Source organism: Bacillus sp. V2I10 (assembly GCF_030817055.1).
In the GTDB taxonomy this organism is placed as follows: Bacteria; Bacillota; Bacilli; order Bacillales; family Bacillaceae; genus Bacillus_P.
In genome coordinates this window covers 2,178,671-2,205,125 of the sequence record NZ_JAUSYV010000001.1, presented here as the reverse complement: position 1 = coordinate 2,205,125, position 26,455 = coordinate 2,178,671, and the positions used below count along the sequence as shown (strand labels likewise).

25 protein-coding genes, 1 other RNA gene and 1 riboswitch are annotated in these 26,455 nt (G+C 40.2%); of the genes, 2 read left to right on the top strand and 24 right to left on the bottom strand.

The features are described from left to right. Positions 1 to 34: 34 nt before the first annotated feature. The 3 genes from QFZ72_RS11235 to QFZ72_RS11225 are packed head-to-tail and all read right to left on the bottom strand — an operon-like array spanning position 35 to position 4,062. The gene (locus QFZ72_RS11235) at positions 35 to 310 is read right to left on the bottom strand and encodes a DUF2533 family protein (protein ID WP_307433166.1); all 276 of its coding nucleotides are present in this window, start codon (positions 308 to 310) and stop codon (positions 35 to 37) included. Then, positions 294 to 494 carry a hypothetical protein gene (locus QFZ72_RS11230; protein WP_252201190.1) on the bottom strand — a complete coding sequence of 67 codons (201 nt, stop codon included), beginning with the start codon at positions 492 to 494 and terminating at the stop codon, positions 294 to 296. Before QFZ72_RS11230 ends, QFZ72_RS11235 begins: the two co-directional genes overlap by 17 nt. Next, on the bottom strand, positions 484 to 4,062 hold the full coding sequence (locus QFZ72_RS11225) for a dynamin family protein (protein ID WP_307433163.1): 3,579 nt from the start codon (positions 4,060 to 4,062) through the stop codon (positions 484 to 486). The genes QFZ72_RS11230 and QFZ72_RS11225 overlap by 11 nt, the downstream gene beginning before the upstream one ends. Before the next feature lie 177 nt (positions 4,063 to 4,239). Between QFZ72_RS11225 and QFZ72_RS11220 the strand changes: the two genes are divergently transcribed. Beyond that, complete coding sequence (locus QFZ72_RS11220; protein WP_307433160.1) at positions 4,240 to 4,632, top strand: sporulation protein; 393 nt, start codon at positions 4,240 to 4,242, stop codon at positions 4,630 to 4,632. Between the two features lie 233 nt (positions 4,633 to 4,865). Here the strand turns inward: QFZ72_RS11220 and QFZ72_RS11215 are convergent, their stop codons facing one another. The 7 genes from QFZ72_RS11215 to QFZ72_RS11185 form a co-directional block, all read right to left on the bottom strand. Further along, the gene (locus QFZ72_RS11215) at positions 4,866 to 5,492 is read right to left on the bottom strand and encodes a metal-dependent hydrolase (RefSeq protein ID WP_307433157.1); all 627 of its coding nucleotides are present in this window, start codon (positions 5,490 to 5,492) and stop codon (positions 4,866 to 4,868) included. A 236-nt stretch (positions 5,493 to 5,728) separates the two neighbouring features. Further along, positions 5,729 to 6,364: an FMN-dependent NADH-azoreductase gene (locus QFZ72_RS11210; protein WP_307433154.1), complete on the bottom strand. Its 636-nt coding sequence runs from the start codon at positions 6,362 to 6,364 to the stop codon at positions 5,729 to 5,731. A gap of 271 nt (positions 6,365 to 6,635) precedes the next feature. Further along, positions 6,636 to 7,076, bottom strand: a complete 441-nt coding sequence (locus tag QFZ72_RS11205) for an SgcJ/EcaC family oxidoreductase (RefSeq protein WP_373464475.1) — start codon at positions 7,074 to 7,076, stop codon at positions 6,636 to 6,638. A 490-nt stretch (positions 7,077 to 7,566) separates the two neighbouring features. Next, on the bottom strand, positions 7,567 to 8,124 hold the full coding sequence (locus QFZ72_RS11200; protein ID WP_307439712.1) for an isoprenylcysteine carboxyl methyltransferase family protein: 558 nt from the start codon (positions 8,122 to 8,124) through the stop codon (positions 7,567 to 7,569). Further along, positions 8,124 to 9,224: a type III polyketide synthase gene (locus QFZ72_RS11195; protein WP_307433148.1), complete on the bottom strand. Its 1,101-nt coding sequence runs from the start codon at positions 9,222 to 9,224 to the stop codon at positions 8,124 to 8,126. Before QFZ72_RS11195 ends, QFZ72_RS11200 begins: the two co-directional genes overlap by 1 nt. Before the next feature lie 345 nt (positions 9,225 to 9,569). Further along, positions 9,570 to 10,106, bottom strand: a complete 537-nt coding sequence (locus tag QFZ72_RS11190) for a GNAT family N-acetyltransferase (protein ID WP_307433145.1) — start codon at positions 10,104 to 10,106, stop codon at positions 9,570 to 9,572. Between the two features lie 76 nt (positions 10,107 to 10,182). Continuing rightward, positions 10,183 to 10,836 (bottom strand): MtnX-like HAD-IB family phosphatase, encoded by a 654-nt coding sequence (locus tag QFZ72_RS11185; RefSeq protein WP_307433142.1) that lies wholly within the window; start codon positions 10,834 to 10,836, stop codon positions 10,183 to 10,185. Positions 10,837 to 10,939: 103 nt separating this feature from the next. Between QFZ72_RS11185 and QFZ72_RS11180 the strand changes: the two genes are divergently transcribed. Beyond that, positions 10,940 to 11,698, top strand: a complete 759-nt coding sequence (locus tag QFZ72_RS11180) for a L,D-transpeptidase family protein (protein ID WP_307433139.1) — start codon at positions 10,940 to 10,942, stop codon at positions 11,696 to 11,698. Positions 11,699 to 11,726: 28 nt separating this feature from the next. Here the strand turns inward: QFZ72_RS11180 and QFZ72_RS11175 are convergent, their stop codons facing one another. From QFZ72_RS11175 to QFZ72_RS11105, 14 genes are all read right to left on the bottom strand, one after another. After that, the gene (locus QFZ72_RS11175; RefSeq protein WP_307433137.1) at positions 11,727 to 12,023 is read right to left on the bottom strand and encodes a DUF3219 family protein; all 297 of its coding nucleotides are present in this window, start codon (positions 12,021 to 12,023) and stop codon (positions 11,727 to 11,729) included. A gap of 120 nt (positions 12,024 to 12,143) precedes the next feature. Next, positions 12,144 to 13,454 (bottom strand): nucleobase:cation symporter-2 family protein, encoded by a 1,311-nt coding sequence (locus QFZ72_RS11170; protein WP_307433134.1) that lies wholly within the window; start codon positions 13,452 to 13,454, stop codon positions 12,144 to 12,146. Beyond that, positions 13,451 to 14,044: a xanthine phosphoribosyltransferase gene (locus tag QFZ72_RS11165; protein WP_307433130.1), complete on the bottom strand. Its 594-nt coding sequence runs from the start codon at positions 14,042 to 14,044 to the stop codon at positions 13,451 to 13,453. Before QFZ72_RS11165 ends, QFZ72_RS11170 begins: the two co-directional genes overlap by 4 nt. Before the next feature lie 227 nt (positions 14,045 to 14,271). Continuing rightward, positions 14,272 to 14,373: riboswitch (purine riboswitch) on the bottom strand. A 139-nt stretch (positions 14,374 to 14,512) separates the two neighbouring features. Beyond that, complete coding sequence (locus QFZ72_RS11160; RefSeq protein ID WP_307433127.1) at positions 14,513 to 14,893, bottom strand: VOC family protein; 381 nt, start codon at positions 14,891 to 14,893, stop codon at positions 14,513 to 14,515. A 56-nt stretch (positions 14,894 to 14,949) separates the two neighbouring features. Continuing rightward, positions 14,950 to 16,419 carry a carboxypeptidase M32 gene (locus QFZ72_RS11155; protein WP_373464681.1) on the bottom strand — a complete coding sequence of 490 codons (1,470 nt, stop codon included), beginning with the start codon at positions 16,417 to 16,419 and terminating at the stop codon, positions 14,950 to 14,952. A gap of 516 nt (positions 16,420 to 16,935) precedes the next feature. Beyond that, on the bottom strand, positions 16,936 to 18,873 hold the full coding sequence (locus QFZ72_RS11150; RefSeq protein WP_307433122.1) for an ATP-dependent DNA helicase: 1,938 nt from the start codon (positions 18,871 to 18,873) through the stop codon (positions 16,936 to 16,938). A gap of 174 nt (positions 18,874 to 19,047) precedes the next feature. Then, complete coding sequence (locus QFZ72_RS11145; RefSeq protein WP_307433119.1) at positions 19,048 to 19,239, bottom strand: hypothetical protein; 192 nt, start codon at positions 19,237 to 19,239, stop codon at positions 19,048 to 19,050. A gap of 59 nt (positions 19,240 to 19,298) precedes the next feature. Then, the gene (locus QFZ72_RS11140; protein ID WP_307433117.1) at positions 19,299 to 20,450 is read right to left on the bottom strand and encodes a THUMP domain-containing class I SAM-dependent RNA methyltransferase; all 1,152 of its coding nucleotides are present in this window, start codon (positions 20,448 to 20,450) and stop codon (positions 19,299 to 19,301) included. Between the two features lie 143 nt (positions 20,451 to 20,593). Next, positions 20,594 to 20,987, bottom strand: an RNA gene (rnpB, locus tag QFZ72_RS11135) — RNase P RNA component class B. A gap of 73 nt (positions 20,988 to 21,060) precedes the next feature. Beyond that, the gene (gene gpsB, locus QFZ72_RS11130; protein WP_070876299.1) at positions 21,061 to 21,366 is read right to left on the bottom strand and encodes a cell division regulator GpsB; all 306 of its coding nucleotides are present in this window, start codon (positions 21,364 to 21,366) and stop codon (positions 21,061 to 21,063) included. A 76-nt stretch (positions 21,367 to 21,442) separates the two neighbouring features. After that, positions 21,443 to 22,009, bottom strand: coding sequence for an SLOG family protein (locus QFZ72_RS11125; RefSeq protein ID WP_307433114.1), 567 nt, complete (start codon positions 22,007 to 22,009; stop codon positions 21,443 to 21,445). Positions 22,010 to 22,076: 67 nt separating this feature from the next. Beyond that, positions 22,077 to 22,316, bottom strand: a complete 240-nt coding sequence (locus tag QFZ72_RS29445) for a CotD family spore coat protein (protein ID WP_373464680.1) — start codon at positions 22,314 to 22,316, stop codon at positions 22,077 to 22,079. 516 nt (positions 22,317 to 22,832) lie between these two features. After that, complete coding sequence (locus tag QFZ72_RS11110) at positions 22,833 to 24,077, bottom strand: ribonuclease H-like domain-containing protein (protein WP_307433107.1); 1,245 nt, start codon at positions 24,075 to 24,077, stop codon at positions 22,833 to 22,835. Then, positions 24,068 to 26,353: a DEAD/DEAH box helicase gene (locus tag QFZ72_RS11105; RefSeq protein WP_307433104.1), complete on the bottom strand. Its 2,286-nt coding sequence runs from the start codon at positions 26,351 to 26,353 to the stop codon at positions 24,068 to 24,070. Before QFZ72_RS11105 ends, QFZ72_RS11110 begins: the two co-directional genes overlap by 10 nt. Positions 26,354 to 26,455: the final 102 nt, after the last annotated feature.

Below are 26,455 nucleotides of genomic sequence, written 5' to 3'. Positions count from 1 at the left end.
ATTTCCGTTAAGCGGGTCTGATTACACGCAGAAGTTATTGGTTATCTACAGCGTATTTTCGCTGTACAAACTCACGGACCATTTCTTCCGAGACAAGTTTTCTTGTCGGTATGATGCCCTGTTTAGCGAGTTCATTGATATCAGCTGTAACTGCATTAATGCCGCCAACAGAGAATGGCTGTGAGTGTCTGCATTGCTGAACGGCCTGTTCAATAAGCGCTTCTCTTTTTTCTTCTAACGCCAGAAATGCGGAAACAATCGCGTGCTGTTTTTTACTGTGAGCTGAAATTTCTTCATGTACGTTTGTCATTGGGCAAGTCTCCTCTTTTTTTCATCAGGTTTAGGACTTTTTCAGTCGGTGTCCAGCAATCGAAAGAATAATCCGGTTTTGTTTCAAAACCGAGCCGGCCGCAGCGGTACATCATTTTTCCGCCGCTGCGGAAGCTTTGAAAATGAGTACACGCGGCACAAACCTGATATTGTTTACTGTTCATCGCTTTCAAGCTCCATCATAATTTGCTTTAGAGTCTGATTTCCTTTTTGATGCAGGGTTAAATCATTGTTTGTATAAGCAGATAAAAGAGCCTCGTAATAATTCTCTGCCTGATTGGCAAGGTTCTCAAGCAGCAGGCTGCATTCATTCATGAACTGCTCAAGATAATACGCGCCAAACTGATCCTCGTGAGCTGATAAGATATCCGTTATCGGCGTGTCGAGTTTTCCCTGCAGCTCGTCACTCATGGTTTTCTTTTCATTTTTTTCAAAAAAGGATTTCGTGTTTTTGAATTTTTTCAACGGCTGACGGATTTCCGCTGATTTTATGTCTTTTAATGCAGCTTGCAGCTTAGGTGTATGAAACTTGGTGAATTCCGGCAAAGATGTCCGGAGCTCGTTATTAGTCAATGCCATCTCCTTGGAATGACGCTTAAACACATTCTCAAGCAGCTTGCGGCTGTACTTTTCAAGCCTTAGTGTCGTTGCCTGCAGTTCTTGGAGAACATGAAATTGCAGCGATACAAGCAGGTCCTGCAGGCAGTTCTCAAGGATTTCTTTTGTTTGCTTAGAGGATCCTGCAAAAGCTCCCGGATGAAAGGCTTCTTTAAATAAGTCCGAAAACCTCAGCATCGTCCGCTGTTTGACATAAAAGAGCTGTTCTTTAATTTCCTGCAGAACCTGATTTTGCTCAAGCTGGTGTTCATCTGTACGAAGCTTGGATATAATCTCGGCACGTTCGGATGAAAGTCTCTGAAGTTCATGCTTTCTCTTCTCCTGATCATCATCTGCAGCGTTCAGGATCGATTCCAATTGCTGCTTTGCTATAGACAGCTCTACTTTGGCGGACATAATCATCGAAGCTGATAAATCGTTATTAATAAAGTGCATAAAATCATCTTGGAACTGAGTGAATTCAGATAAAGCAGGGTCTGACGTTTTTTCAAGCTCCATCAAACTTGATATGCCGTAAAGACGCGGATGGCGGATCTCATGGGAAAGCAGCTGCCCCGTAATATACTCTTTTACCATCTCAATTTCTTCCTTGCTCTCTGCAAGATCAATGGCGTTGATGACAAAGAACATCTTATCCATTGTAAATGTATCTTTCACGCGTCCAAGCTGTTTCAGAAATTCACGGTCTCCTTTGGAAAAAGGATGATTATAATACGTAACAAATAAAATGGCATCCGCATTTTTAATGTAATCAAAGGCTACTTCTGTATGCCTTGAGTTAAAGGAGTCTGCACCCGGTGTATCAACAATCGTAATGCCATTTCGAGTAAGGGGGCTGTCAAAATAGATGATGACCTCCTCAACTGTGCAAGCTTTTTCTTCATTAGCGACAAACTCTTTGTATTCCTCTCTCTCAACTGCTCTTACCGTTCCGCTGATTGAAGGGAAATGTTTTAGAGCATGAGTGTAGAGCGGGAGAAGTGATTTCAGCCTCTCATTCCATCCTTCTAGCTTCTCGAGTTTTGAAAGAGCTGAATGAACCGATTCTGCTTCTATCGAAAATAAATCGGCAATTTCCTTCAAAAATGCTTCTTCTGATTTAAACTTCACTTCAATTAAACCGTGCGGCTTATCCGCTGTCACAGGCACAATTTTGTTGATTGTCGCCGTTGTAGGCGTTGGAGAAGAAGGCAAAAGCTTTTCGCCGAGAAGCGCATTGGCAAATGACGACTTTCCTGCACTGAAAGCACCGAATAAAGCAACGGTAAATGTTTTATTTTGAAGCGATTGTGCCTTCTCTAAGAGAGAAGCTGACAGCATGTGAAAACCGGGAATATCCCGCATGGCATCTGAAGCCCTTTCAATCTGCTTTGAAAAGAAACCCTGATCGAGATGGTGATCATGTTTTGGCTGTTCTTCTGTGAGCTCATCGCTCAAGGCAGAAACGGGTTTATGAGTCTCAAGTACCCCTTCAACAGGCTCCTTCATAGGGTGCTTCTGCATCCACTCCGTAATATTGATGTCTGGAAAGCTTTGCCGATCCATCAGTTCAATTAAATCATTTTTCACTTGTTCAAATGAAATCATGCTGTGATAGGTCTCATTCAATTCTTCAAGCTGTTTGTTCGCTTCGTCAACTTCTTGTTCAAGGGCTTTTATCTGATCTGCACTCTGATTCTTCAGATGGCGTTCAATCTCTTCGATAAGAGGCAGGGCCTGCTGTTTGCACTCTTTTTTGACAGCCTCGCTTAAATCGTTAGAATAGGTCAGCGTATATTGCGAATTGACTGTTGCACCTTTATGGATTGAATCCTGCAGCAGCTGTGGCTGTATCTTTACATCAAACGATTGAATGTCATTTAAGATAACTGGATCATGAATGTCATATTCAGCACTTTTTTTCTTTAAAAGTTCAGACAAATGCCACGTAATTTGCGACTCCAAGTGACGTGTCATTTCTTCAAATAGGTCAGACTCGCGCTTTTGCCGCTCTTCAAGAGTTTTCACTTTAGAGAAGAGCAGGCCGACCTTAAATCCGGGCTGTGCAGCTGCAATAAATCGCTCCGCCTTGGATCTTGTTTCAAATGGAATCAAATTCGCATTTTTAAGGATATACTGAAGCTGTTCCTTCATATCAAAGACTGCGCTGTTCACTTTATCCAACAGGCTTTGAAGTGCTGAAGCAGATGCCTCTTTGTTTACTTGCACTGATTCTAATTGCTGAATTAATTCATCTGCCTTGATGTCTTTTATCTCCAGATCGTCCTCTTTCCACTTCAAAAATTCAATTACTAATGATTTCAAAGTGGATTGGGCATTCTGGATAACAAGATGATCTTCGGCGATTGTCTCACGAATGAGCTTTTTTACTGTCTGAAGCTGATTATGTGTATTTTCATGATCTACTAAAGATGTATAAAAGATATGGTTTTTAGAAAGACCTGCTCCTCCAAATGTCATTTCGATCTGTGATCTAAAATAAGAAAAAGAAACTTCTTCCTCTCTATGTTTATCAATTTGATTCACAATCAGGTATACATTTTTGCCTTTATGTATCATTTCACTAATAAAAGTCACATTCTCTTCAGATTGCACATGGTTATAGTCTGTAACATAGAAAATCAGATCTGCAAGATGCAAGGTTGATTCTGTTGCCATCCGGTGAGCGGCATCTGTTGAATCAATGCCGGGCGTATCCATTATTATCACGTTTTCAGGCAGAGCCTGATAAGAATCGCTGATCTCGACTTTCAAAATTTCTTCGCCCTGCTTACAGTAATCTTTCACTTGCTGAATGGAATATTCTCCGTTCAATTTCAGCAGATTCCCGTTGTTGTCATGCAAAATGACCGACTTGTCCCCTTTTTGAAGCAGCACCACATTAGCACTGGTCGGAATCGGACTTGTCGGCAGAATAGCTTCTTCAAGGATCAAATTGATCATTGTTGATTTACCGGCAGAAAAGTGACCGGTAAACGCAATGTGCTTTGTCTCTTTATGAACTTTATAAATAAGCTCTTTTACCTTATCTGCAGCGGCTTTATCCTCTTTCATTTTTTCGAAAACAGCAGCTGAACGCGGCAGAAGATGGTGTTTTAACGTTTTCGTGCTCATTGCCTAAACCCCTTTGTCTAGCGTATATTGCTATTTTACTTGATTTTTTGCCTTTTTCCCATCATATTATAAAATGTATGAATGGTTCTCTAGAAACCTGAAACTTTTTTTTGCCATGACTCGTATAACCAATAATTGCAAATAGTTTTTTTCACAAGCTGAAAGGTGGGCATTTTCTTGTTGTTTGGAAAGGTATTGTGTAAATTTGGAGTTGGCTCTGCAAAAATTGATCTTGTTCTAAAGGGTGATACATACTGCATTGGCGATATGATCAAAGGCGAATATATTATTAATGGCGGTGTTGTTGAACAGCGATTAAAACGAGTTGAATCAGATCTTGTGCAGGCAACTTCAGATGATGACCGCGAAATAGTGATTCATACGAACACGATTTTCTCTTCAGCTGTGATTTTGGCGCAGGAAAAAAAAGTGATGGGCTTCTCTTTTAAACTTCCCTCTTCCCTTCAGCCATCTGATCACCGTGTATCTTATAAATTTATTACACGGCTGGTTTTTACAGACGGCATCAGCAGTGTGGATCATGATGAAATTATCATTCAGCCGGATTAATCTGCGAAAAAAAGGTGACGTTATGCTCATGTCACCTTTTTATCTTTTCTAAATGTGCATCTATATATTAAATAACCTGCGGTTCACGGTCTAGCCGTGTCCATTCTCGTTCAGCAAAACCGGTATAATAGTCAATGACTGAATCCATCTTTCTTCCCCCTTTAATTGATATGAATATTCATAAATTATACCATTTTATTGTTTTTGCAATATGAAAAAACGCTCTATTAGTTCTAAAACTCTTTCGATGAAAACGGCAAAAAGTATTTAACCCCTCTTCTATTAAATGGCAGAACTTTCATATCTGCAATCAAATGACTTGCATACCCCGCTGTGCTGACAATAAAAGCAGCATCCACCCCGATTGCCTGCTCAAATTGAAACGCAATAACTGCAAAAAAAGCAAGGCCTGCAAGAGAATGCGTGTAGCTTCTATGGGGCACAAAGGAAGCAATCACGATAAATATTCCCAGCATGATGATCCAGCTCTCCTGTAAAGAAAGACCCCCAGCAAGAACCCCAATGCCTGTCATTGTCAGCATGTGTCTTTGCCTAAAAAAAGCAGAAAGAACGATAATGGCAGTGCCTGAACCCATTCCAATCCAGATTTCATTTCCTTTCCCTTGAAAAAAACTGTACATAATCATTAAGAAACCAATAATTTGAGCAAGTGTGCGAATAAACTGATGGGAAAAGGTGATCCGATTACTTAGTTTTCCGTCAATATCGATATCCGGCATAAGTGCAGCCAGTCCGCCAAGACCTGATAAGATCAATGTTGTCTGCAGGTCGGTCTGCATGGAGCTTGCAATAATAAATCCTGTTCCGGCCCCAATAGCCATATGTGATGTTCCGTTCATAGATGTTTCCAGTCTCCTTTTTTGTTAATCCTATTATTCTAATATAAAAAAGTCCTTCTGGGAGGACTTTGATGGAAAAAGTTTCTGTTTTATATTAGGACTACTTATACAGGTGACATTCCTAGTTAAGTTTTTAATACACGAAGCACAATTTCAAATAACCTTTTTTTCCTTGAACCAGTTGGGTCATTCCATTATCCAATAAAAAAAGATCCCCCTCAGGAGATCTTTAGCCATTAAAACGTATGAGCCAAGTCTTTAGCGCGTGCAATACCATCTTCTTTGATTTCTTGTGCTTTATCAGGCATTGCTGCATGACCTTCAATGAATAAGCCATCAAATGATGGAACTCCGAAGAAATTCATCATGATTCCAAGGTAACGGTGTCCCATTTCCATTTCAGCTGCTGGTCCAGTTGAGTAGATACCGCCGCGAGCCTGGATGTGAAGAGCTTTTTTGTCTGTTAATAAACCAACAGGGCCTTGCTCTGTGTATTTGAACGTTTTGCCTGCTACAGCTACTGAGTCAAGATATGCTTTCATAACCGGAGGGAATGAGAAGTTCCAAAGCGGTGTTACGAAAACATATTTGTCAGCTGAAACAAATTGTTCGCTCAGTTCAGACAGACGTCCTACTTTTGCTTTTTCTTCTGCAGAAAGCTCCTCAAAGCCTTTACCGGTTTGAAGTTTGCCCCAGCCGCTGAATACATCAGCATCGATATGCGGAATGTTCTCTTTATAAAGATCGATATGAACGACCTCATCATTTGAATTAACTTCTTTATAAGTATCTAAAAATGCTTTACCTGCTGCCATACTAAATGAAGCTGTGTCGTCATGCGGATGTGCTGTAATGTATAAAACTTTTGCCATTGTGTCATTTCACCTTTCCTTGTTTAAAATTAGAGACATTTTATTATTGTGTTAAATCGAAAGATTAAAACAATAAATTATGAATCTTTAAATTAAAAATCTTTAATTCGAGATAATGATATCGAATATTTTATTCTTTGTCAATTGATTTGAATTCAAATAAACAAAGAAAGGATTTTCCTTTTGGCATCTGAACTTTTTCGTAACAATAGACTCATGTCCATAAAAAATGACTGCCGTTCAGGACGGCAGTCGTTATAAACAGATATGATTATTTTATTAATTGACTTAACTCTTTTGTCATTTGCTCTGTCAGCTCTGGTCTGCCGTGAAACTTTGCTGGTGTATTCTGAAAAAGCTGAATGAACCATTTATCTTCTCTTTTTACTGCGACCAGCGTCTGGTGAGTATTAACATCCGGATTCAGATCTGTCTGCCCGGGCGGAACCATTCCTGCAATAGCGCGCAAAATGGCTGCTTCTGAATTGAGAAGCTGCACATTTTTCACTTTTGTTATAAAGGGGGCAGTTGGATGACTTTCAAAAATAGGGCTGAGATGCCCGTAAATATCGCTGCGTCCATTTGCCAGGCTGCCGTCAAATCCAATCATTTCTCCTTGTTCTGCAAAAAGATCGGCCATTTCACGTGCATTGCGATTATTCCAAGCTTCTATAAGCTGATGATAAAGGATATGTATCGTATTCAAGTTCATTTCCTCCTTGCGTTCGCCTTTATTTTGATTTTACATCAAATTATTTCTCATAGAAAACATCCAGAGTTCAATACAATATAAAAATGAGAGATAAGAATGAGATATAGTTGGGACCTATTCTTCGCTTAAGACTTCGATCTTGGCTTACCGCGGGAGTTCAACGTATGGTGATAAATCAACAAAAAAAACTGCCATAGAGGCAGCGAATATATTTAAGAAGCAGTATTTACCTTTTTAAGTATGTAACCAATTAATGCGCTGTAGACTAAGACGGTACCTAATAAAAATAACATTGTCATTGTCACACACAACCTTTTCGCTGAGAATGATTCTTAAAATCAGTGTAGCACGAATGAAAATCATTTTCAACAAGAAAAGCGGAATCGACAGCTCAGGATTCACAAACAGATAATGATCCGTCACAATAGGCACTTTTTGCCTTTACTGACGGATACACAAGATATGCGAAATAATCACAAAAGAAGGTGCTTCATGGCTCCTCTTTACCAGGAATAAACCTTTTTTTATTTATAAACGACTTCTTATAATCCGTATGCTGCATTAGTGCTTTTTCTTCTGCTGGAATCCGGATGGTCAAAATCGCGGCATTGAGAACGGTGAATAGGATGGCAGTAGCGTAAGCTTGAAAAAAAATTGGCAGAAAAAGAATTTCAACAGCCACTACTAAATAATTTGGATGCCTCATAAATCTGTATGGACCTTTTGCAACGACTTCAAGGTCCGGGACGATAATGATCTTTGTATTCCAAAACGTCCCTAAACTGAAGACCGCCCAATACCTGATTACCTGAGTGATTAAAATAATCGGCAGGATTATCATCCAAAGCGGTGATACTTCTTTATTTAAGACAATTACTTCTAGAGTGAATGAAAGCAGAAACAGCAGATGAACGGCTACAATCAGCGGATAATGATCCCTGCAGTGCTCTTCTCCTCCCATGCTTTTCATGTGTGCTTCATTTCTCCTGGCAATTAATAATTCAGAGACTCTTTGAACAATGATAATGATAAGGAAGAGATAAAAAATCATACAGCTTTCTTCCATTCAACTAGTAAAAGCTCTGAACAAAATCCTGGCCCGAGGGCTGCGATTATGCCTAAATCCGATTCCGCAGCAATCCGGCTGTTTAAGTATTCTTCAAGTACGTACATAACTGTAGCAGATGACATGTTTCCATGATTCTTCAGAACGTTTTTGGAGACCTGGAGCTGTTCATCAGCAAATCCAAGGCTTGATTGATAGGCTTGAAGCACTTTCTTCCCGCCCGGATGTGCTAAAAAATGCTTAATTTGCTGAAGCGGAATGTTTTCTTCTTGCAGGTATTCTTCAACCGTCTGTTTTAGCCAGTTTTTAATAATGCTCGGTATATCCCTGGAGAAAATGACGTAAAATCCATTATTTTTAATATCCCATCCCATGACGTCTTCAGAATCCTTCATAAAGGTTGAGCGCGTAGAGAGTGTTTTAGGGATTGATTTAAGCGAAGAGAGCTCTTCTATCTTAATTCCTTCTCCGGCAAGCAGCGTACATGCTACACCATCTGCAAACAAAGATGTGCCAATGAAGTTGCTTTTCGATAAATCATCATGCTGAAAAGTCAGGCTGCATAGTTCCACACAAACGACAATTACTTTAGCTAACGGATAGGCTTTGCAGTAGTCATGAGCTCTGGACAGACCTGATGCTCCTCCTGCGCAGCCAAGGCCCCAGATGGGCACCCTTTTTGTTGAATCCTTAAAAGGCAATTGATTCATTATTTTAGCATCAATGCTCGGAGTCGAAATGCCTGTGCTTGAAATAAAGAATATCGCATCAATTTCTTCGCAGCCAATGTCTCTTTTTAAAAATTGTTTTGCAGTTAAGCAGTTGACTATCGCTTCTGTTCCAAGTGTAACCGCTGCTTCAATATACGTATTATTTTTATCCTCAAAAGAATGATTAGAAGTATACCAGTCCATATTTTTCACGAACTGTCTGCTTTCAATGTCTCCATTTTTAAAAGCAGGCAGCAGTCTATTAATGTCTTTAAAGGTTCCTTCAAATAGTTCCTTTGCGAATTCAACGGTCGCATCCTGCGGCATTTGATTCGGCGGTATACTTTTACCTACCGACAAGATATATGCCATAAATACACCTCATTTTCCACCTAATAAGGGTACTTTTTCCATTCAGGATGCATTTTATGTAGGCCATTCAGGTGAACAAAAAAAAGCTCTTCCCGATAAATGGGAAAAGCAACGTTTTAAAGGAGTTGTTGTTGTGCTCTTTTATTATAACCTTAAAATCCTGTTTGAAAAGAAAAGATTGATTGGGAATTAATGTATGTTAACAAGAAAAGCGGAACCGACTGCTCAGACTCGGGCAGACAGATAAGAATTCACCCGAAAAGTCCGGGTTTGACTTTCCCGAGGGAATTTGTTCTGGCCGAGGGGCTGGGCTGCACATAAATGCGCAACTTTTTTTATACTCTCCTAAAAAAAATTGGCCATATGAACTTCATCATCATACTTTCCGTTTAGAATTACCTGATCACGCTGAATTCCTTCAATAACAAAACCATATTTTTGATACAGCTTCAGTGCAATCTCATTAGATGCAAAAACGGTTAAGCAAAGTTTATGGAGATTATTTGATCTGCACCACTCAAGCGCAGCACTCATCAGTTCTTTGCCAATGCCAAGTCCTTGAGCAGAATCTGAAAGCCATGTCCTGAAAAGTCCGGTATGCTTTTTCATCTCCAGTTCACCGCGGATGACTCTGGCAATGCCGACAATTTTACCTTTTAGTTCCACACCTAAGTAAAGGTTGTTTTTTTCTCTCATTTCGGAAATAAAGTCCACTTCTTCCTGAATAGTCCTCGGCCGTTCTTTTTGTATGTACGTCCCGGAATCAATAATGCTTTTTACGGCCTGGATAATATCTTCCGCATCCTCTTCTCTTATCGGACGCAAAGTGACCTGTTCACCGTTCTTTGCTGTAAATACTGTTTTTATCTCTTGAGTAATCATGATGTTCAGCTCCTTCGGTTTAGTATATCTCAGGTACCTAAGAAGTAACACATTATACAGCTTGATTCTCATTTTTTCAAAGTATAAGTCTGCCAGATTGGCGCAAATAAGCTTCAACTTCTTTAAAAGTGTTTACGCCAACGTATTTAATTCCCTTTTCTTCTAACAGCCCGCAAAGCGAATCCTTGGCAAAGGTTACATCCGCATAAGCAGCAGGGTGAGAGTCAGGTTCGCTGTCTCCAAAGAAATAAACGGTTTCGTATTTTTCCTTAAGCTTTATAATCACTTTCGATTTATCTATACCGTATCGCTCTGAATATTTCCAGTCTTCTTTGTCAATTTTCAAATGGATATTCCTGCCGTGGTAATATCCCTCATTCGAAAAAATTTCTACATCCAGAGCACCAATATCATCAAGAATATGCCGTATGTAGTAATCTGTACCTGCACTTAAAATGAAAAAATCTCCCCCGTTTTTTTGAACAAGCTTGATAAATTGTCCAATATGCTCATCCATAGGCATTGTCAGAATCGATTTTATCAGTTGCTCTTCCTCTTCATGGATTGAGGTGAAAACATGGCTTAAAAAATCAATATCAAGCATCTGTCCAGCCTTCCATTCTTTATAAAGATCCTCACCCTCTGGAAAGTAATTTTCTATGACATGATGATAAAAATCTTTTTTGGATATAGTTCCGTCAAAATCAGATACAAAAGCCCATTTTTTCATTGAATTGACCTCCGAGATTAATTTTCAATATTTGGAAATATATTGGGAGTATTCTCATAAGATGTAGTAATTGCTTTTTACTATTACATCAAAGGGGATGCACATGAAAAAAATACTGGTTATTTTCACCTTGGCGCTGATCATGTTTTTTGGCGCGGGAATCAGCAAAAGCTATGCAGCTGGAAATGATTTTATCATCATCAACAAATCAAAAAATCAGCTTGCCTACTATCAAAACAGCAAATTAAAAAGCGTATTCAGAGTAGCTACAGGCAGGCAGCCTTCCTACACCCCGGAAGGAAAGTTTAAAATTGTCAGCAAAATTGTCAACAGACCTTATTACAAAAAAGGCATTCCAGGAGGCGATCCCCGCAATCCGCTGGGCAACCGCTGGCTTGGAATCAATGCCAGAGGAACTTGGGGCACTACTTATGCTATTCACGGCAATAACAATCCAAGTTCAATCGGACAATACATCAGTGATGGATGCATCCGTATGTATGACAACGAAGTTGAATGGCTTTACAGCCAGGTGAAAATGAACACACCTGTTATTATTACCACTTCAGGCAAAACATTCGATTCAATTGCGCTTTCAAATGGCTACAAAGTCAGCGGAAGCAAAGCAGTCCCCTCTAAACCTGCTGCATCTTCCGGCCAAACTCTAAAAAAAGGCAGCCGGGGCAGCGAAGTAAAGCAGCTTCAGCAGCTGTTGACTTCAAAGGGCTTTAATACAAAGGGCATTGATGGAATTTTTGGAAACAATACTGATAAAGCGGTCAGATCATTCCAAAAGAGCAAAAAGCTTGTTGTTGATGGAATTGTCGGGCCTATGACTAAAAAAGCACTTAGTATGTATTAATAGAATAAGAGAGCCCTAAAAATCATTTTTAGGGCTTTTTTAATGAAATCTCCAGCAGCTCGAGATGAAAGTCACCTGTTGCATCTTTTTCATATAAATTTGTCAGCGATGCCGTGTAATTAGTGATGGTTCCTTTAAAAGAAAGATTTCGATCAGGAATATCCACATCAAATGTCTGATTATATAATAGTGTCGTAATGTCATGATAGTTTTCAGAGTGAACTTTAAAATCCATTGTTACTCTCTGTGCACCGTTTTCGGCAAGCTCTTCTTTTAAAAAATAGGGTTTGATCTCAGTTTGATTTAAGAAAACCGAATAAGTCATTTCCTCTGCATCTCCCGTAAGTTGATAGGGGAATGGTAACATGACTGCGTTAAAAATACCAAGAATACAGCTCGGTTTATAAATAAAAAACCCTCACACTTTATCGTGAGGGCCAGACTATTAGGAAGCATGTTTTTCATTTAATGCAACGATTCCGCTGTTCTTTTCTTTTCGCACGACATTAAAAAGAATATTTAATAGAATGGCTGTTAAACTTCCAGCTACAATTCCATTATTCGTCAAAATTTTAATGGATTCAGGAAGATTTGCAAACATATCCGGCACAGCTGTAACGCCAAGACCCATTCCAACGGAGCAGGCAATTATCAGCAGATTTTCCTGTGAAGCAAATTCCACTTGACTGAGCATCTTGATTCCATAGGCAATGACCATTCCAAACATGGCAACCATTGCACCTCCAAGTACGGCTTCAGGAATGATTGTCGTAAATGCCGCAATCTTTGGAACCAAACCCAGAACCATCAACATACCAGCTGCTGTGTAAATGACATTTTTAGATTTAACACCTGAAAGGGAAATTAATCCGACATTTTGAGAGTAGGCTGTGTATGGAAAGGCGTTAAATATGCCCCCTAATAAATAGGCAATACCCTCTGCGCGATATCCTTTAGCAAGATCCTCTTTTGTAATTTTCTGTTTTGTAAGATCCCCTAAAGCATAATAGACACCTGTTGATTCAACCATACTGACAATTGCAACTAAAATCATGGTTAATATCGGTGCAATTTCAAACGTAGGCGTTCCAAAGTAAAACGGTTTCCCAACTTGAAACCAGCTTGCTTCATACACTGGCTGAATATCTACTTTTCCCATAAAGGCAGCAGCTGCTGTTCCCGCAAGAAGGCCGATCAATATGGAAATTGAGCGAATAAATCCTGTGAAAAAACGATAGAGGAGAATGATGAAAAGTAATACACCAAATGCAAGTCCTATATTTGAAATCGAACCAAAATCAGGCGATCCCTGCCCTCCTGCCATATTGTTCATGGCAACAGGAATAAGAGTGATCCCAATAATCGTTACAACCGATCCTGTTACGACAGGCGGAAAAAATTTCGCGAGCTTGCCAAAAACAGTTGAAATTAATATGACAAAAAGTCCAGAAGCAAGAATCGCTCCGTAGATAGAAGATATGCCGTACTCCGTTCCAATCGCAATCATTGGTCCCACAGCTGTAAACGTACACCCGAGTACGACCGGCAAACCAATTCCAAAGAATTTATTCTTCCATACTTGAAGAAGAGTAGCCAGTCCGCACATGAAAATATCAATCGATACAAGGTAGGTAAGCTGTTCTCCTGTAAGTCCCAGTGCTCCCCCTACGATAAGCGGCACGATGATGGCACCTGCATACATCGCCAGAACATGCTGAATCCCTAATGAAAAAACCTTGAAAGTACCGTTATTCATACCGCTGCCTCCTCCGTTTCTTCAAGAAATTGAACTTCATGATTTTCGAGTGATTTTATTCTTGCAAGTGATTCGACGCGGAATCCTTTCTCGCGAAGAATTTTTCCGCCTTCTTGAAAGGATTTCTCAATTACAATTCCGATTCCTGCAAGCGTGGCACCTGCTTGTTCTACTATTTTTGCAAGACCAAGTGCAGCTTGGCCATTTGCAAGGAAATCATCAATGACTAAAACACGGTCTTCGGAAGTCAGATGCTCGCCTGATACAGCAATGGTATTTTCCTCTTGTTTTGTAAAAGAGTAAACAGTTGCCGTTAAAAGCTGATCTGTAAGCGTCAGTGACTTTCTTTTACGGGCAAACACAACAGGAACGTTCAGCTCAAGTGCAGCCATAACAGATGGTGCAATTCCTGAAGATTCAATTGTCACGATTTTTGTAATACCATCATTTTTAAATCGATCTGCAAATTCTTTCCCAACTTCTTTCATCAAGAATGCATCAATCTGATGGTTCAAAAAGGAATCCACTTTCAATACTTGGTTTGAAAGAACTTTTCCCTCCATATTAATTTTATCCTGCAATAGCTTCATGTTTAAAATCCCTCCAAATAATAAGAAAAGCGCAAGTGCCCGTTTAGCTCAGGCATGACAGATTTGTTCTGGCCGAGCGAGTTGGGCAATGGAGCTAGACAACAATGCGTTAATTTTATTTTCCTTAATACAAAAAACGGCATTGCCTCACATAGAGTGAGACAATGCCGCTATATCCGGAAAAAAGAAAAGAAATTCCCCATTCATATAAGGAACTTTTTCGAATAGAAACAACACTGCTCACTCATAGTCAGATGATTTACGGTCATCCGGTAGAAACTTGCAGGCCTTATCCCTGCGATTATATGAGTGCTCGTTTATTTGATTAGTTGCATTATAACAAGGATTTTATAGTATGTGAAGTACTTTAACGGAGAAAAAACGAATAATAGCGCATAAAAAGTTTTTAATTATTCGTTTTTTCAAACAAGTTAAACTATAATTTGGTGCGTTATGATCTATTTATGATTATTTATAACTCAGCTGCCAGGAAACACCATATTGATCTTGTACCCATCCAAACTTCTCGGTGACTGGAGAGGCTTCAAGCGGCATTAATACGCTGCCTCCTTTTGATAGTTTTTCAAAGGCATCTTCAATTTCAGCTTCACTGTCACAAACAACGAATAAGGAAATTGCCGGTGTAAAAGAAAAATCATGCTGAACGATGCTATCGATACACCTGATTTCCTGCCCTTTTAATTTGAATAAAGCATGCAGAACAGATCCGTTTTCATGATGATGGATGCTGTTAATTTCTGATCCTTCAAAAATAGATACATAATTATTCATCGCTTCTTCAGCTTTTCCTGTAAACATAAGAAACGGCATCACTTTTTGTTGATTCATCCAATTCTCTCCTTTAATAGAAAGACCGCACCTCAATAATGTGCGGTCTCAATGATTTATTTTGCGGCCTTTAATTGGTAAAGCTTTGCATATTTCGTTTCAAGATGCTCAATCAAATATTTGGCATTCAGGCCCTCACCCGTGACATCCTGAAGGATGTCAAGCGGCTGTTTCATTTTTCCATATTGATGGATGTTTTCAGTCAGCCAGTTTTTAATCGTGCCGAATTCTCCATTTTCAACAATCTCATCAAAATTCGGGAGGTCTTTTAGCATTGCATTCTTAAACTGGGCTGCATACATATATCCCAATGCATATGAAGGGAAATAGCCGAACATGCCGCCAGACCAGTGAACATCCTGCAGAACGCCTTCTCCGTCATTTGAAGGTGTTACCCCTAAGTATTCCTCATATTTCTCATTCCATATACGCGGAAGATCCTCAACTTCAATTTCATCATTGAACAGACCTTTTTCAATTTCATAGCGGATCATGATATGAAGCGGATATGTCAGCTCATCTGCTTCAATTCGAATCAGTGATGGTTTAGATTCGTTTACACCTCTATAAAAATCATCTAAAGAGACATCATCAAATTGACCTGCTGCATGCTGTTTTAATGTTTCATAGTAGCGTTTCCAGAAGCCGGGATTTTTCCCGATAAATTTTTCATAGAAGAGAGATTGTGATTCATGTATTCCCATTGAAGTTCCATCACACAGCAGCGTGCCTTCAAGTTTTTCAGAAATATTCTGCTCATAAATGGCATGCCCGCACTCATGAATGGTGCCAAATAACGCGGTGCGAAAATCTTTCTCTGCATACTTCGTTGTAACCCTTACGTCCCCGCGGTTTAAGCTGATTGCAAATGGATGCACCGTTTCATCCAAACGGCCTGCTTCAAAATCATAGCCAAGCTCTTTTAAGAAAAATTCAGAGATTTGACGCTGTTTTTCTTTTGAGATCGGCTCATATAAAAAAACCGTTTCAGGCTGATTGGGAGATTCTGTAATACTCTTTACGAGCGGAACAATGTGTTCTCTGAGCTCTCCAAATACACGGTCAAGCACTTCCACCGTTACACCAGGCTCATATTGATCTAAGAAAGTATCATATTTGTTTTCTTTATAACCCCAGTATTCAAGAAACTTTTTGTTTGTTTCAACAAGCTTCTTTAAGTATGGTGCAAACAAGCTGAAATCCGATTTTTCTTTTGCTTCCTCCCATACGGATTCTGCTTTTGATTTAAGAATGACGTATTCCTTAAATTCATCCTGCGGAATCACTTTACTCAGCTTGTATTCTTTCTCGCACTCCAGCGCTGCTTTATACACAATTTCTGAAACTTCATCTTTCACCTGTAAAACTTGATCAATATATGATCTCATCTTATCAGAGGTCGCCATTTGAAAAACTTCTGTAGACAGGACACCAATTGCCTGAGACCGCTGCTCAACAGCTTTCTTAGGCGCCCCTGTTCTAAGATCCCAGAACATGAGAGAAATTGCTTCATTATAGCTTTTCATTTTTTGAAGGTACTCTAAAAATTCTTTTTCAACGGATTGAATGGACAAACTGCTCACCCCTTGATTTTTTATGTAAATAAATAGTAATAATTTTCTAACATTTCCAGATTAAATGATGGGGAAGGCTTTTGTCAATCATTTTATCGACTGGATAGTCTGTTTTAAGAAAAGCGGAAACGACTGGTTAGACCCGACAGACAGATAAGAATTCACCCGAAAAGTCCGGGTTTGACTTTTTGGGTGAATTTGTTCTGGCCGAGGGGCTAGGAGGTGAAGCTGGACAATAAGAAAAGCGGAAACGACTGGTCAGACCCGACTGAAAGCGAATAAGCTCCGTTTTAGTTATTAACAGGCGGGTTGCACAATGTAAGGGCATTCAGAAATGGGACAATCGCTTCAAAATGACTTCCGAAATTCAGGGCATCATTTACAAGGCGCACACATATATGGGCAACCGGCTTAAACCTGTCATTATTAAAAATTCCATAAAAAAAAAGCGAAGGATTCCCTTCGCTTTTAAACGATTTCAGGATCAACCGGCAATACTGCTTTAACCTGATCCAATACTTTTATATCACGGTCGGTAGAAAGGTAAATCGAGATTTCCCCCTGATCAGTTCTAGTTCTGATCAATCGTCCGATGCCCTGCTTCAGTCTTAGAATCATGTATGGCATGTCTACGTCAGCAAATGGATTTGCCGTGCTGCTCCGTTTTGATTCAAAGACAGGATCAGTTGGAGGAAACGGGAGTGACCAAATGATCACATTAGACAGCGATGCACCTGGAATGTCTAGTCCTTCCCATAAATGGACAGCACACAAAATAGACGTTTCGTCATTTTGGAACTCAGATACGAGCTGGCTGATTTCCTGATCTCCTTCAAAAAGGAATGAGTATTCAGTGTTCTGTTCACTTATATATTGTTTAAAGACTTCGAGTTCGTTCATGGCACTGAACAGGATGAGTGCACGGCCGCCGGTCTTTTTAACTTTTTCCAGTGTCTCTGCACATTTCATTTTATTAAGTTCTTGTGAAGCTGATAGATCGTGAAGTTTTATTTTCATATTTTCTTCATAATCAAATGGCGACTCCACCGTGAGAGACAAGTAATCTTTAATACCAAGACTTCCGGCAATAAAATCAAAAGACTTATTATTAGACAAAGTGGCAGAGGAGAAGATATATGGTTTTTTCTGTGAAAATACTTTTTCTCTTAGTACTTCTTCAACAGTCCGCGGCATAATAATGAGCGAAAAATCCTGCTCTCCGCTTTCAATCCAATGAATGGCTCCACTCTGCTTATTAAAGAGAGAAATGGAGAATTCCATAGAATCCAAGTATTCTTCAACAATTTTAAGCTCGTAGGAATCAATGGTATACATTTCGCTTTCGAATACGAGTGCTTCCCCGATTTCAGCAAGCAGCCGGTGCAGCTGAATGCCCTGCTTTTTTAAAGTATTATTCATCATAATTTTTGAACGGTGCGAGCCTGGAACTTCTTCAGATGCATCCAGCAGGCTGTCGAAAAACTCTTCATTAACTACAAGTGTATCTTCTACTAAGTGAGCGAATTCCTCGCGGATATCATTTTGAAGAAGTCTTTCCAGCAGAATAGCAAGTGTGCTGCTTTTCACTCTGTATGTTAAGGCTTTTTGCGCCGCATATTCTAAAAGATGGCCTTCATCAAAAACGACAGAACTGTGCTCGGGAAGAAGCGGCAGCTGGCCTTCGCGTTTTCTGGAATCAAATGTCCAAATATGCTCCATGTAAAAATCATGAGAGCAGACAATCAGATCAGCTGCTTTTCTGTAATGATCTCGTGAAAGAGTTAGGCCGCAGCGATGTCTTTGATCGCATGACAAACAATCCTGAAACGAATCATAATTTACTGTGTTCCACTCATCATCTGATAGATGAGGGTATTCTTTCCGGTCGCCATAATGGCTGAATGATTGCATCCCCGTTTTTTCATGAACGAAGGATGGCAATGATTCAAATAAATCCAGATAAAGATCAACACCCGTGCGCTGTATCGTTTGATCCAGTTTCTTTAAACATAGATACTGATCCTGAGATTTCCCAAGACGCACATCAATATTCAAGTCCAAATGCTTGCGGAGCTTGGCAATATCGCCTTCATTTTTAACAAGCTGTTCGATCAGTGTTTCATCAGCACATGCAATGATGGCTGGTTTCCCTGTGTATCTTGCATAGCTTATAGCATAAAGCAAATAAACAAGGGTTTTGCCCGTTCCTACTCCCGCTTCAGCGAACATGACGTTTTTTTCCCGAAATGCGCGTTCAAGCTGAAACGCCATAAATATTTGTTCATCTCTAAGTTCAAAGCCTTTTTCAGGCAAAATATCATAAAAAACATCACCGATCCAGTTATTTAATCCTTCATAGAAGGTTTCATTCTTTGATACGGCAAAAGGCAGACGTGACGTCGGCATGTATCAGATCCCCCACATTCTTTTATACTCGAAAGGACATTATTTCACTTAACGCACTCATAGTCAAGATTTCATGCCTATGGAATAAACGCAAGTATAACTTTGTTTTTTTTAAGCGCATGCTGCCTTTGCGCACTAAAAAAGATAGGCTTTCATCATGAGAAAGCCTATCTTTTAACGGTCATAAAGTGTATCAATCAGTACCTTCTGATCAATAGCAGAGGCGTGGGCAACAGCTTTTAAAAAATCAGCGCGGGCATTATTTAACGATGCATGGGCTGCTGCGTCCTGGCCATTTTCTATGAGCGATAAATAGGAAGACGACAATGCCTTCGATATTAAGTTAAAGTCTTCGTTTACGTGCAAAAAGACCACCCCTTGAAATTTATCAATACTGATTCTATTGTATTCAAGGGAGGATTAATCTATACCTGTTCCTTATCACGCGGAGGGCGTTTCCCCCAAAATTGATAATAATCTGTTTCGATAAATCCGTTAAAAAGTTTTCGTTTTTTTGTAGCCTGTCTGCCGTAATATTGCTCAAATCCTTTATGAGAAGTCAGCATATAAATCGACCATGTATCATGAGGAGCCAGTGCCCGCCCTAAATCCTTATACATTTGTTCCACTTCTTCTTTTTCGCCCAGACGTTCGCCATACGGCGGATTGCCGACGATGACGCCGTATTCTTTTCTGGTCGTGAAGTCGCTTACCTGCATTTGTTTGAACTGAATAATGCCGCCAAGACCAGCTTCATCCGCATTTTCCTCAGCGATCCGGATCATTCGGTGATCGATGTCGTAGCCTGCGATATCAAGAGAAACATCGTAGTTGGCCAGGTCTTCTGCTTCTATTCTTGCATTGTTCCAGTGCTGCTTATCAATCCAGTTCCATTGTTCGGAAACAAATTCCCGATTAAAACCTGGAGCAATATTCTGTCCAATTAATGCTGCTTCAATAGGAATCGTGCCTGAACCGCAAAAAAGATCTGCAAATGGGCGGTCCGGTGTCCAGTTCGTCAGCATAACAAGTGCTGCTGCCAATGTTTCTTTTAATGGAGCTCCGCCCTGATCAAGCCTGAAGCCTCTTTTATGAAGCCCTGCACCGCTTGTGTCAATGGTCAGTGTGGCTACATCTTTTAAAAGAGCAATCTCCACTTTATAAAGAGGACCTGATTCCTCATACCAATCAGATGCGATATTATGATGGCTTTTGAGTTTTTCGACGATTGCTTTTTTCACGATCCTTTGGCAATCAGATACGCTGAACAGCTTTGATTTCACTGATTTTCCTGTGACAGGAAATTCAGCCTGCGCAGGAATAATATCTCCCCAGTTTAATGCTTTTGTTTTTTCAAAAAGCTCGTCAAATGAATAGGCTTTGAATTCTCCTACTTTTAATTTGACACGGTCTGCTGTGCGCAGCCACAAATTCACACGCGGTATGTCTTTAGCTTCTGCCTGAAATGTAACTTTTCCGTTTTCTGTTGTGCACTCATAGCCAAGATCACGCACTTCCTTTGCAACAAGTGCTTCAAGGCCCATTGCCGCTGTAGCAATTAATGTGACTTTTCCCATGAAAATCACCTTCTTTTCTGTAATATATCTGACAGTTATCGCAAACGTCTGTTAGCTTGTTCAGGCCGAATTTTTATGTAAATGAAAAGCTCTCATCTAAGTGAAGAGAGCCTGTTTCGCATTTATAGTAACCTGTAATAACGTTCTGTAAGCCATGTTTTGTCCCTTTGTACTGCAAACGGCCGGTATCGCCTCGTACTCCGGTGGTAATCATCTATCTACAGAAGCGTGTCGCTTCCGGCCTTCTCCTTGTTTAATTCCTAAGAGAAGGTGCCCCTACCTATATTTGGGTTTCTCGCTCGAGGGGTTTACCGCGTTCCACTCTTTCAGTTTCCCGAAAGACTACGTCACTGTGGCACTTTCAAGGTATTAGAGCCATATCCCGGATGGGACTTAGGCTTGTTCCCTGCCGTCAGCCAATATCTTGGCTGCCCTAGCTTATGACTTCGCTAGGCACGAACACTACGGGCATCTCAGCACCGTGCGAGCATGGACTTTCCTCTACAGCCCTAAAGACTGCAGCGATTACCTGAACGTTATTATTTTTTAAGAACAAATACTAGTATAGATAATTTAAGAGAGTATTGCAAGTGTAAATAAATGGAATCAATCAATCGTAAAGCTTACTGCCGAAAACGTGTTTCTCTAAGTTAGATAAACGTTTCAGAATATCAAAATTCGTCGTATTTGTTTGTACTGGCTGAGCCTGTTTGCGATTAAAAGAATCTTCAAGCTGCTTTGTCAAACGAAGATTTTCCTGCTGCAGCTCCTCAATTTCCTGATGAAACGTTTCATAATCTTTAATCACTAAGTCTAAAAATTTATCAACGTCTTCCTGCTTATAACCGCGCATACCCTGTTTAAATTCTTTTTCTAAAATTTCTTTAGCCGTTAATTTTATTTTATCAGAAAGCATCTCTTTCACCTCGTCACACTGAAATCATCTTTACATATTTTTTCACATCTTGATTGCAATTGTCAATTTCTCTTCGCTAACTTGACCAAAATCCATCCGATATACTCTGTTCTTCTTCTACAATCATTTGCAGATCTGAAAAAGAAATCATCATTAATGAATATTCGTTAGCTTCAGACTTTTTTTTGGCCGTCTCAAGCAAAAATTTTGGAGAACCCTGGTTTTCTTCATCATAAACAAGAAGCAAACCTTGACTCTTTGAAACAAAAAACTCATTTTTTAAGCGAAACTGGTTTGGATTTTCGTATTTTCGTTTTGTAATACTATCAACAAAATCAGCTTGAGACAGAATGAATTCATAATACTCTTTATTGTCTTCATTCCACTTCTCTTCCTGATCCAGAAAAGGTGTTAGCACACCCAGCTTTAATTCATCATACTCTAACTGTAAATCAAAGACAACCTCTGCAGCCCATAGTTCAACACCCAGCTGTCCGCTGATCAATACCCATTCTAAGCCGTCTTCAATCAGCGGCCTCAATGATTTTTCTATTGCCTTTTTAATATACCCAATAGCAGGATCATCTTTTTTAAAAACGCCCAGCTCAAATGGCTTGTAGCCTGAAACTGTTATTACTTTCATCTATGTATCGTCTCCCTTAAAAAGAAGATAGGAGCTGATATCTAGCATCAGCTCCTACTATCCGAGGTTAACGGCCGTAAGGACTAAATGGTGGTCTTGGACCGCCGCCGCAGTTGAATTGTTGATTTGAAGCATTATTTGCCATAGATTGTGTTTGAGGGAAATAATGTTTATGCTGAAAGTTCTGATGGTTGACTACAGTAGTGTGAACAGGATGAATGTGCGGAACGACTGTTGTAGAAAATGTGTGCTGAACACAGCATTTTGTAGGATGGACAATCGGCGGACACATTTTAGCAGGTCCCATAGGTCCCATCATGCTTGGTGACACCATGTTTGGAGCTGGCATATTCGGTCCCATCATACTAGGTGACACCATATTCGGCATATTCGGTCCCATCGGTGACACCATGTTTGGCATATTCGGTCCCATTGAACCTGGTGATACCATATTTGGCATATTATTATTACGCATCATATTTGTTTTGACTCCTTTCCTTCATTTCTTATCTGTCTTACAGTGATAGTCTATGAAGAAAAGTGTGTACATGTACTGATGCATTAACCTATTTTTTACAAGAAAGCGTAGAATGTGTCTTTGAAGTTTGAAAAGATAAAAACTGTTGCAAATAAAACGATGAAAAACAAGTAGAAAATCCCTTTGTACATATTCCGATCACCCCAGGCAGATAGTGTTTACAGTCCTTAATTTTACACACATCTACACCATTCTACAATTACCTATTTTATTCTTTTCAAAATTTCACAATATCGACAAATCCTCTGCGAAAAACCGCTGATTTTGCGCTTCCCCGGGGAATAATCAGCGGCTTTTATTTCCTAATCGCTTCATTCTTTTTAAGAGTGCAAGCTTTTCTTTTTCAGAATCGGTTTTTAGTGTTTGATCTTTTGCTTTAATCGTTAAGTAAGCAGATGTCGCATATGACAGTGCTTTTTCATAGTTCTTTTCTTTGTGTTCATAATACTTCGCAAGCTCTACTGCAGCTTTCGCCTTCTGTTTCAAGCTCGTGCACTCAGCAACAGAATGAAATAATGGCAGGGCTTCCTTCAGTTGTTTTTTCCTTTTCAAATGCATGGCCATTTCGAATTTCGCCTCGAATTCTTTAGCCTCACTGCGGTCTGCTACAGATCTGAATGTGTCGAACGCTGTTTCTTGATCTCCTGCAGACAGCAGCCATCTTGCCACTTCATACTGTTCTGTATCCGTTGCTTCGACACCCGGGAACAAGATTCGGTAAGAAAGATGTGTATACAAAGTAATTAAAGAAAGAATATCAATCTCGTTATGAATCATTACTCCCTCGATATGATCAGGATCCTGAGACTGAACAAAGGTAAAATAAAGCATAGGAGCAAGATAGCCAGGAACATCATGCTCACGTTCAATACCTAGTATTTCTTTCTCTACTATGCTGAGTTTTACTGATTCCAAGCTTGATTTCCATAACCTTCTCGCGGCATGGAACAAATCAAAGTGGCCGAAAGCAGGAAGTTTTGGCACTTGTTCGCGTACTAGAGTATGCCTTGTTTTCACCTGAGGCCAATCGAACGCTTTACCGTTATAGGTTACGAGAGTCTTTGTATTCACATGGCTTAAAAAGCTTTGATAAAGTGCGACTTCGTTTCCCGGTTTAGGGAGAAAATGCTGCTTGACAACCACCTTGTCTTTGAAAACCTGTGCATGCCCAAGCAGAAAGATTGTATTGCCTGCACCGCCCCCGAGTCCCGTCGTTTCTGTATCAAAGAAAAATAATTCAAAAGAATCATGGTCTTTGGACGATAATGGATGCAGGCTGTTTCTTTCATTCCAAAGAGAAACGGCTCTATGAAATTCACCCATTTGATAGAGACCATGTTTATAGTCCAGCGGATAAGTGCGTTCCCTGACCATGCAATACTCTCCATCAAACCAAAAGGGCTTGGCATCTAGAGCGTTCCACTTTTCAAGGTTGGGAATTTCCTCCGAATGGGCTGTTTGTACAGTTTCTGAACTGCCTTCAAGCGACATATGTGTTTTTAATCGATTTAACTTTCCTTTTAATGACAAGGATTCTCTGCTCCTTTTAACTGAACTAATAATTTAAGGGTATCGTTTTTTTGATGATCAGACCCTTCAAGTCCTGTGCACGATGGGCATCCGGATTCGCATGGACAGCCTGCAATCATCCCCATCGCTTCCTGCAGGACGATCTCCATTGTTTCAAACACCTTATTTGAAAGACCCACCCCGCCCGGATAACGGTCATACAAAAATACTGTCGGCAGGTCATTATGAGTCGCTTTCATTTGCGGAATAACACTAATATCGGATGGATCACACATCACGCTTAACGGGACAATATGCTTCAGAGCATGTGCAATTCCCAGCAGCGCTTCCTCAAGCCTGTCTTTTTTAAGCGATTTTGCCAGTTCCTCCGATAAACTGATCCAGGCAGCATTCGTATGCAGCTCTTCTTCCGGCAGATGAATGGGTCCCGAACCGATGTTTTCATGTGTATCGAATTTAATTTTTTTGAAGATCGTAGCCATTGCCTGAACCGTTACATCTCCGAATCCAAGCTGATGCGTATCGTTCCTTTTTGATTTATCTTCCTCCAGCACTTTTAGCTGGACAGCAAGATTTGCGTCCGTAAAATAATCAACATCCACTTCTCTCACAAACGCCTTTTTCTCTTCCCAGTCAAGCTTCTCAACCTGATATTGAATCCCCTGATGCAGGTAGATGGCTTCATCATGCAGCAGAGTCATTGTGCTGAATCTGTCCATTTCCCCAATAACTTTAACGTGAGCGATAGTTGACTGATCAACGATAATGACGTTTTCCTGGGAAGCTGATCTCAGGCTGATGTTATGGGCTGGAAACGAATCGTTCATCCAATGATAACGCTCGCGGTTAAAGTAAAGCACCTTTTCTTCCGTCAAAAATACAAGGATATCCTCGAGCTCGGCATTACCGAAGTTTTCCCCTTTTTTGAAGGGCAGTTCAAACGCCGCACATTTCACATGGTCTACTAAAACAATGAGATTATCTGGATTTATTATGGCTGTCTCGGGATTTTGCTTAAAAAAGTAATCAGGATGCTGAATGATATACTGGTCAATCGGCGTCGATCCTGCAACCATGACAATAAGCGCCTCTCCGCTTCTTCTTCCAGCTCTTCCAGCCTGCTGCCACGCACTTGCAATGGTCCCGGGATATCCCGTCATTATGCACACCTGAAGCTGGCCGATGTCTACTCCAAGTTCAAGGGCATTTGTACTGACAACTCCAAGAATGTCGCCGTTTCTAAGCCCTTTTTCAATCTCTCGCCTCTGCTTAGGCAAATATCCTCCGCGATACCCGCGTATCGTCTGATTGCCAAGTTCCCCTTTAATAAGCTCCTGCAAATACGTTAAGATAATCTCAACACGCACTCTGCTTCTTGCAAAAACGATCGTCTGAATCTTATTTTTTAATAGTTCGCTTGCAATTTTTCTTACCTCAAGCGTAGCGCTTTTTCGGATATTCAGCGGTTTGTTCACGATTGGAGGATTGTAAAATAAAAAATGCTTTCTCCCGGATGGTGCACCGTTGTCATCAACAAGAGACATCTCCTCCTCCAGCAAATTCTCTGCGAGTTCCTGCGGATTTGCTATAGTTGCAGATGTACAGATAAACACCGGATTACTTCCATAAAAACGGCAAATACGCTTCAATCTTCTTATGACATTAGCAACGTGGCTGCCAAATATCCCCCTGTAAATATGGAGCTCATCGATAATGATATATTTTAAGTTCTCGAAAAGAGAGACCCATTTCGTATGGTGCGGCAAAATCGCAGAGTGAAGCATATCCGGATTTGTCATGACGATATGCCCCGCTTTGCGAATGACATTTCGGATGTTTGGTGCCGTGTCACCGTCATACGTATATGAATTAATATTGACTCCAAGCTCTGTGATCAGCTCGTTCAATTCACTTTTCTGATCCTGCGCAAGTGCTTTCGTCGGAAACAAATAGAGTGCTCTGCTTGATTCATCATTTAGAATTTGCTGCAGCACCGGCAAGTTGTAGCAAAGTGTTTTCCCTGATGCTGTCGGTGTCACAGCTACAAAGCTTTTATTCATATGTGCAAGCTCATAGGCCGTAGCCTGATGAGTATATAAATTATGTATGCCTCTTGCTGCAAGAGCTGATTTTAATTTCGGGTCCACTGAAGCAGGCATTTCAGCCGTTTTTGCTTCTCTTGGTTCAATTGAATGAGCATGTACAACCTGATGCTTAAACTGCTCATCCTTTTTTAGAAATTCAATGATTTCTGCTAGTGACTGCTTTCTTCTCATTCGCTTCACCTCTTCATTCATTTTAACAGAATAAACGTTCGTTTTTAAGTGGAACAGCCCATAATTAATTATTGGAAATTTTGGTGAGGTTTATTGAGAAAT

What these genes read in the sequence shown, in the direction of transcription:
- QFZ72_RS11235 (WP_307433166.1), bottom strand. Translation starts at nt 310, where the DNA reads ATGACAAACGTACATGAAGAAATTTCAGCTCACAGTAAAAAACAGCAC.
- QFZ72_RS11230 (WP_252201190.1), bottom strand. Translation starts at nt 494, where the DNA reads ATGAACAGTAAACAATATCAGGTTTGTGCCGCGTGTACTCATTTTCAA.
- QFZ72_RS11225 (WP_307433163.1), bottom strand. Translation starts at nt 4,062, where the DNA reads ATGAGCACGAAAACGTTAAAACACCATCTTCTGCCGCGTTCAGCTGCT.
- QFZ72_RS11215 (WP_307433157.1), bottom strand. Translation starts at nt 5,492, where the DNA reads ATGAACGGAACATCACATATGGCTATTGGGGCCGGAACAGGATTTATT.
- QFZ72_RS11210 (WP_307433154.1), bottom strand. Translation starts at nt 6,364, where the DNA reads ATGGCAAAAGTTTTATACATTACAGCACATCCGCATGACGACACAGCT.
- QFZ72_RS11205 (WP_373464475.1), bottom strand. Translation starts at nt 7,076, where the DNA reads ATGAACTTGAATACGATACATATCCTTTATCATCAGCTTATAGAAGCT.
- QFZ72_RS11195 (WP_307433148.1), bottom strand. Translation starts at nt 9,224, where the DNA reads ATGGCATATATCTTGTCGGTAGGTAAAAGTATACCGCCGAATCAAATG.
- QFZ72_RS11190 (WP_307433145.1), bottom strand. Translation starts at nt 10,106, where the DNA reads ATGATTACTCAAGAGATAAAAACAGTATTTACAGCAAAGAACGGTGAA.
- QFZ72_RS11185 (WP_307433142.1), bottom strand. Translation starts at nt 10,836, where the DNA reads ATGAAAAAATGGGCTTTTGTATCTGATTTTGACGGAACTATATCCAAA.
- QFZ72_RS11180 (WP_307433139.1), top strand. Translation starts at nt 10,940, where the DNA reads ATGAAAAAAATACTGGTTATTTTCACCTTGGCGCTGATCATGTTTTTT.
- QFZ72_RS11175 (WP_307433137.1), bottom strand. Translation starts at nt 12,023, where the DNA reads ATGACTTATTCGGTTTTCTTAAATCAAACTGAGATCAAACCCTATTTT.
- QFZ72_RS11170 (WP_307433134.1), bottom strand. Translation starts at nt 13,454, where the DNA reads ATGAATAACGGTACTTTCAAGGTTTTTTCATTAGGGATTCAGCATGTT.
- QFZ72_RS11165 (WP_307433130.1), bottom strand. Translation starts at nt 14,044, where the DNA reads ATGAAGCTATTGCAGGATAAAATTAATATGGAGGGAAAAGTTCTTTCA.
- QFZ72_RS11160 (WP_307433127.1), bottom strand. Translation starts at nt 14,893, where the DNA reads ATGAATCAACAAAAAGTGATGCCGTTTCTTATGTTTACAGGAAAAGCT.
- QFZ72_RS11155 (WP_373464681.1), bottom strand. Translation starts at nt 16,419, where the DNA reads ATGAAAAGCTATAATGAAGCAATTTCTCTCATGTTCTGGGATCTTAGA.
- QFZ72_RS11150 (WP_307433122.1), bottom strand. Translation starts at nt 18,873, where the DNA reads ATGCCGACGTCACGTCTGCCTTTTGCCGTATCAAAGAATGAAACCTTC.
- QFZ72_RS11140 (WP_307433117.1), bottom strand. Translation starts at nt 20,450, where the DNA reads ATGGGAAAAGTCACATTAATTGCTACAGCGGCAATGGGCCTTGAAGCA.
- gpsB (WP_070876299.1), bottom strand. Translation starts at nt 21,366, where the DNA reads ATGCTTTCTGATAAAATAAAATTAACGGCTAAAGAAATTTTAGAAAAA.
- QFZ72_RS11125 (WP_307433114.1), bottom strand. Translation starts at nt 22,009, where the DNA reads ATGAAAGTAATAACAGTTTCAGGCTACAAGCCATTTGAGCTGGGCGTT.
- QFZ72_RS29445 (WP_373464680.1), bottom strand. Translation starts at nt 22,316, where the DNA reads ATGGGACCTGCTAAAATGTGTCCGCCGATTGTCCATCCTACAAAATGC.
- QFZ72_RS11105 (WP_307433104.1), bottom strand. Translation starts at nt 26,353, where the DNA reads ATGAGAAGAAAGCAGTCACTAGCAGAAATCATTGAATTTCTAAAAAAG.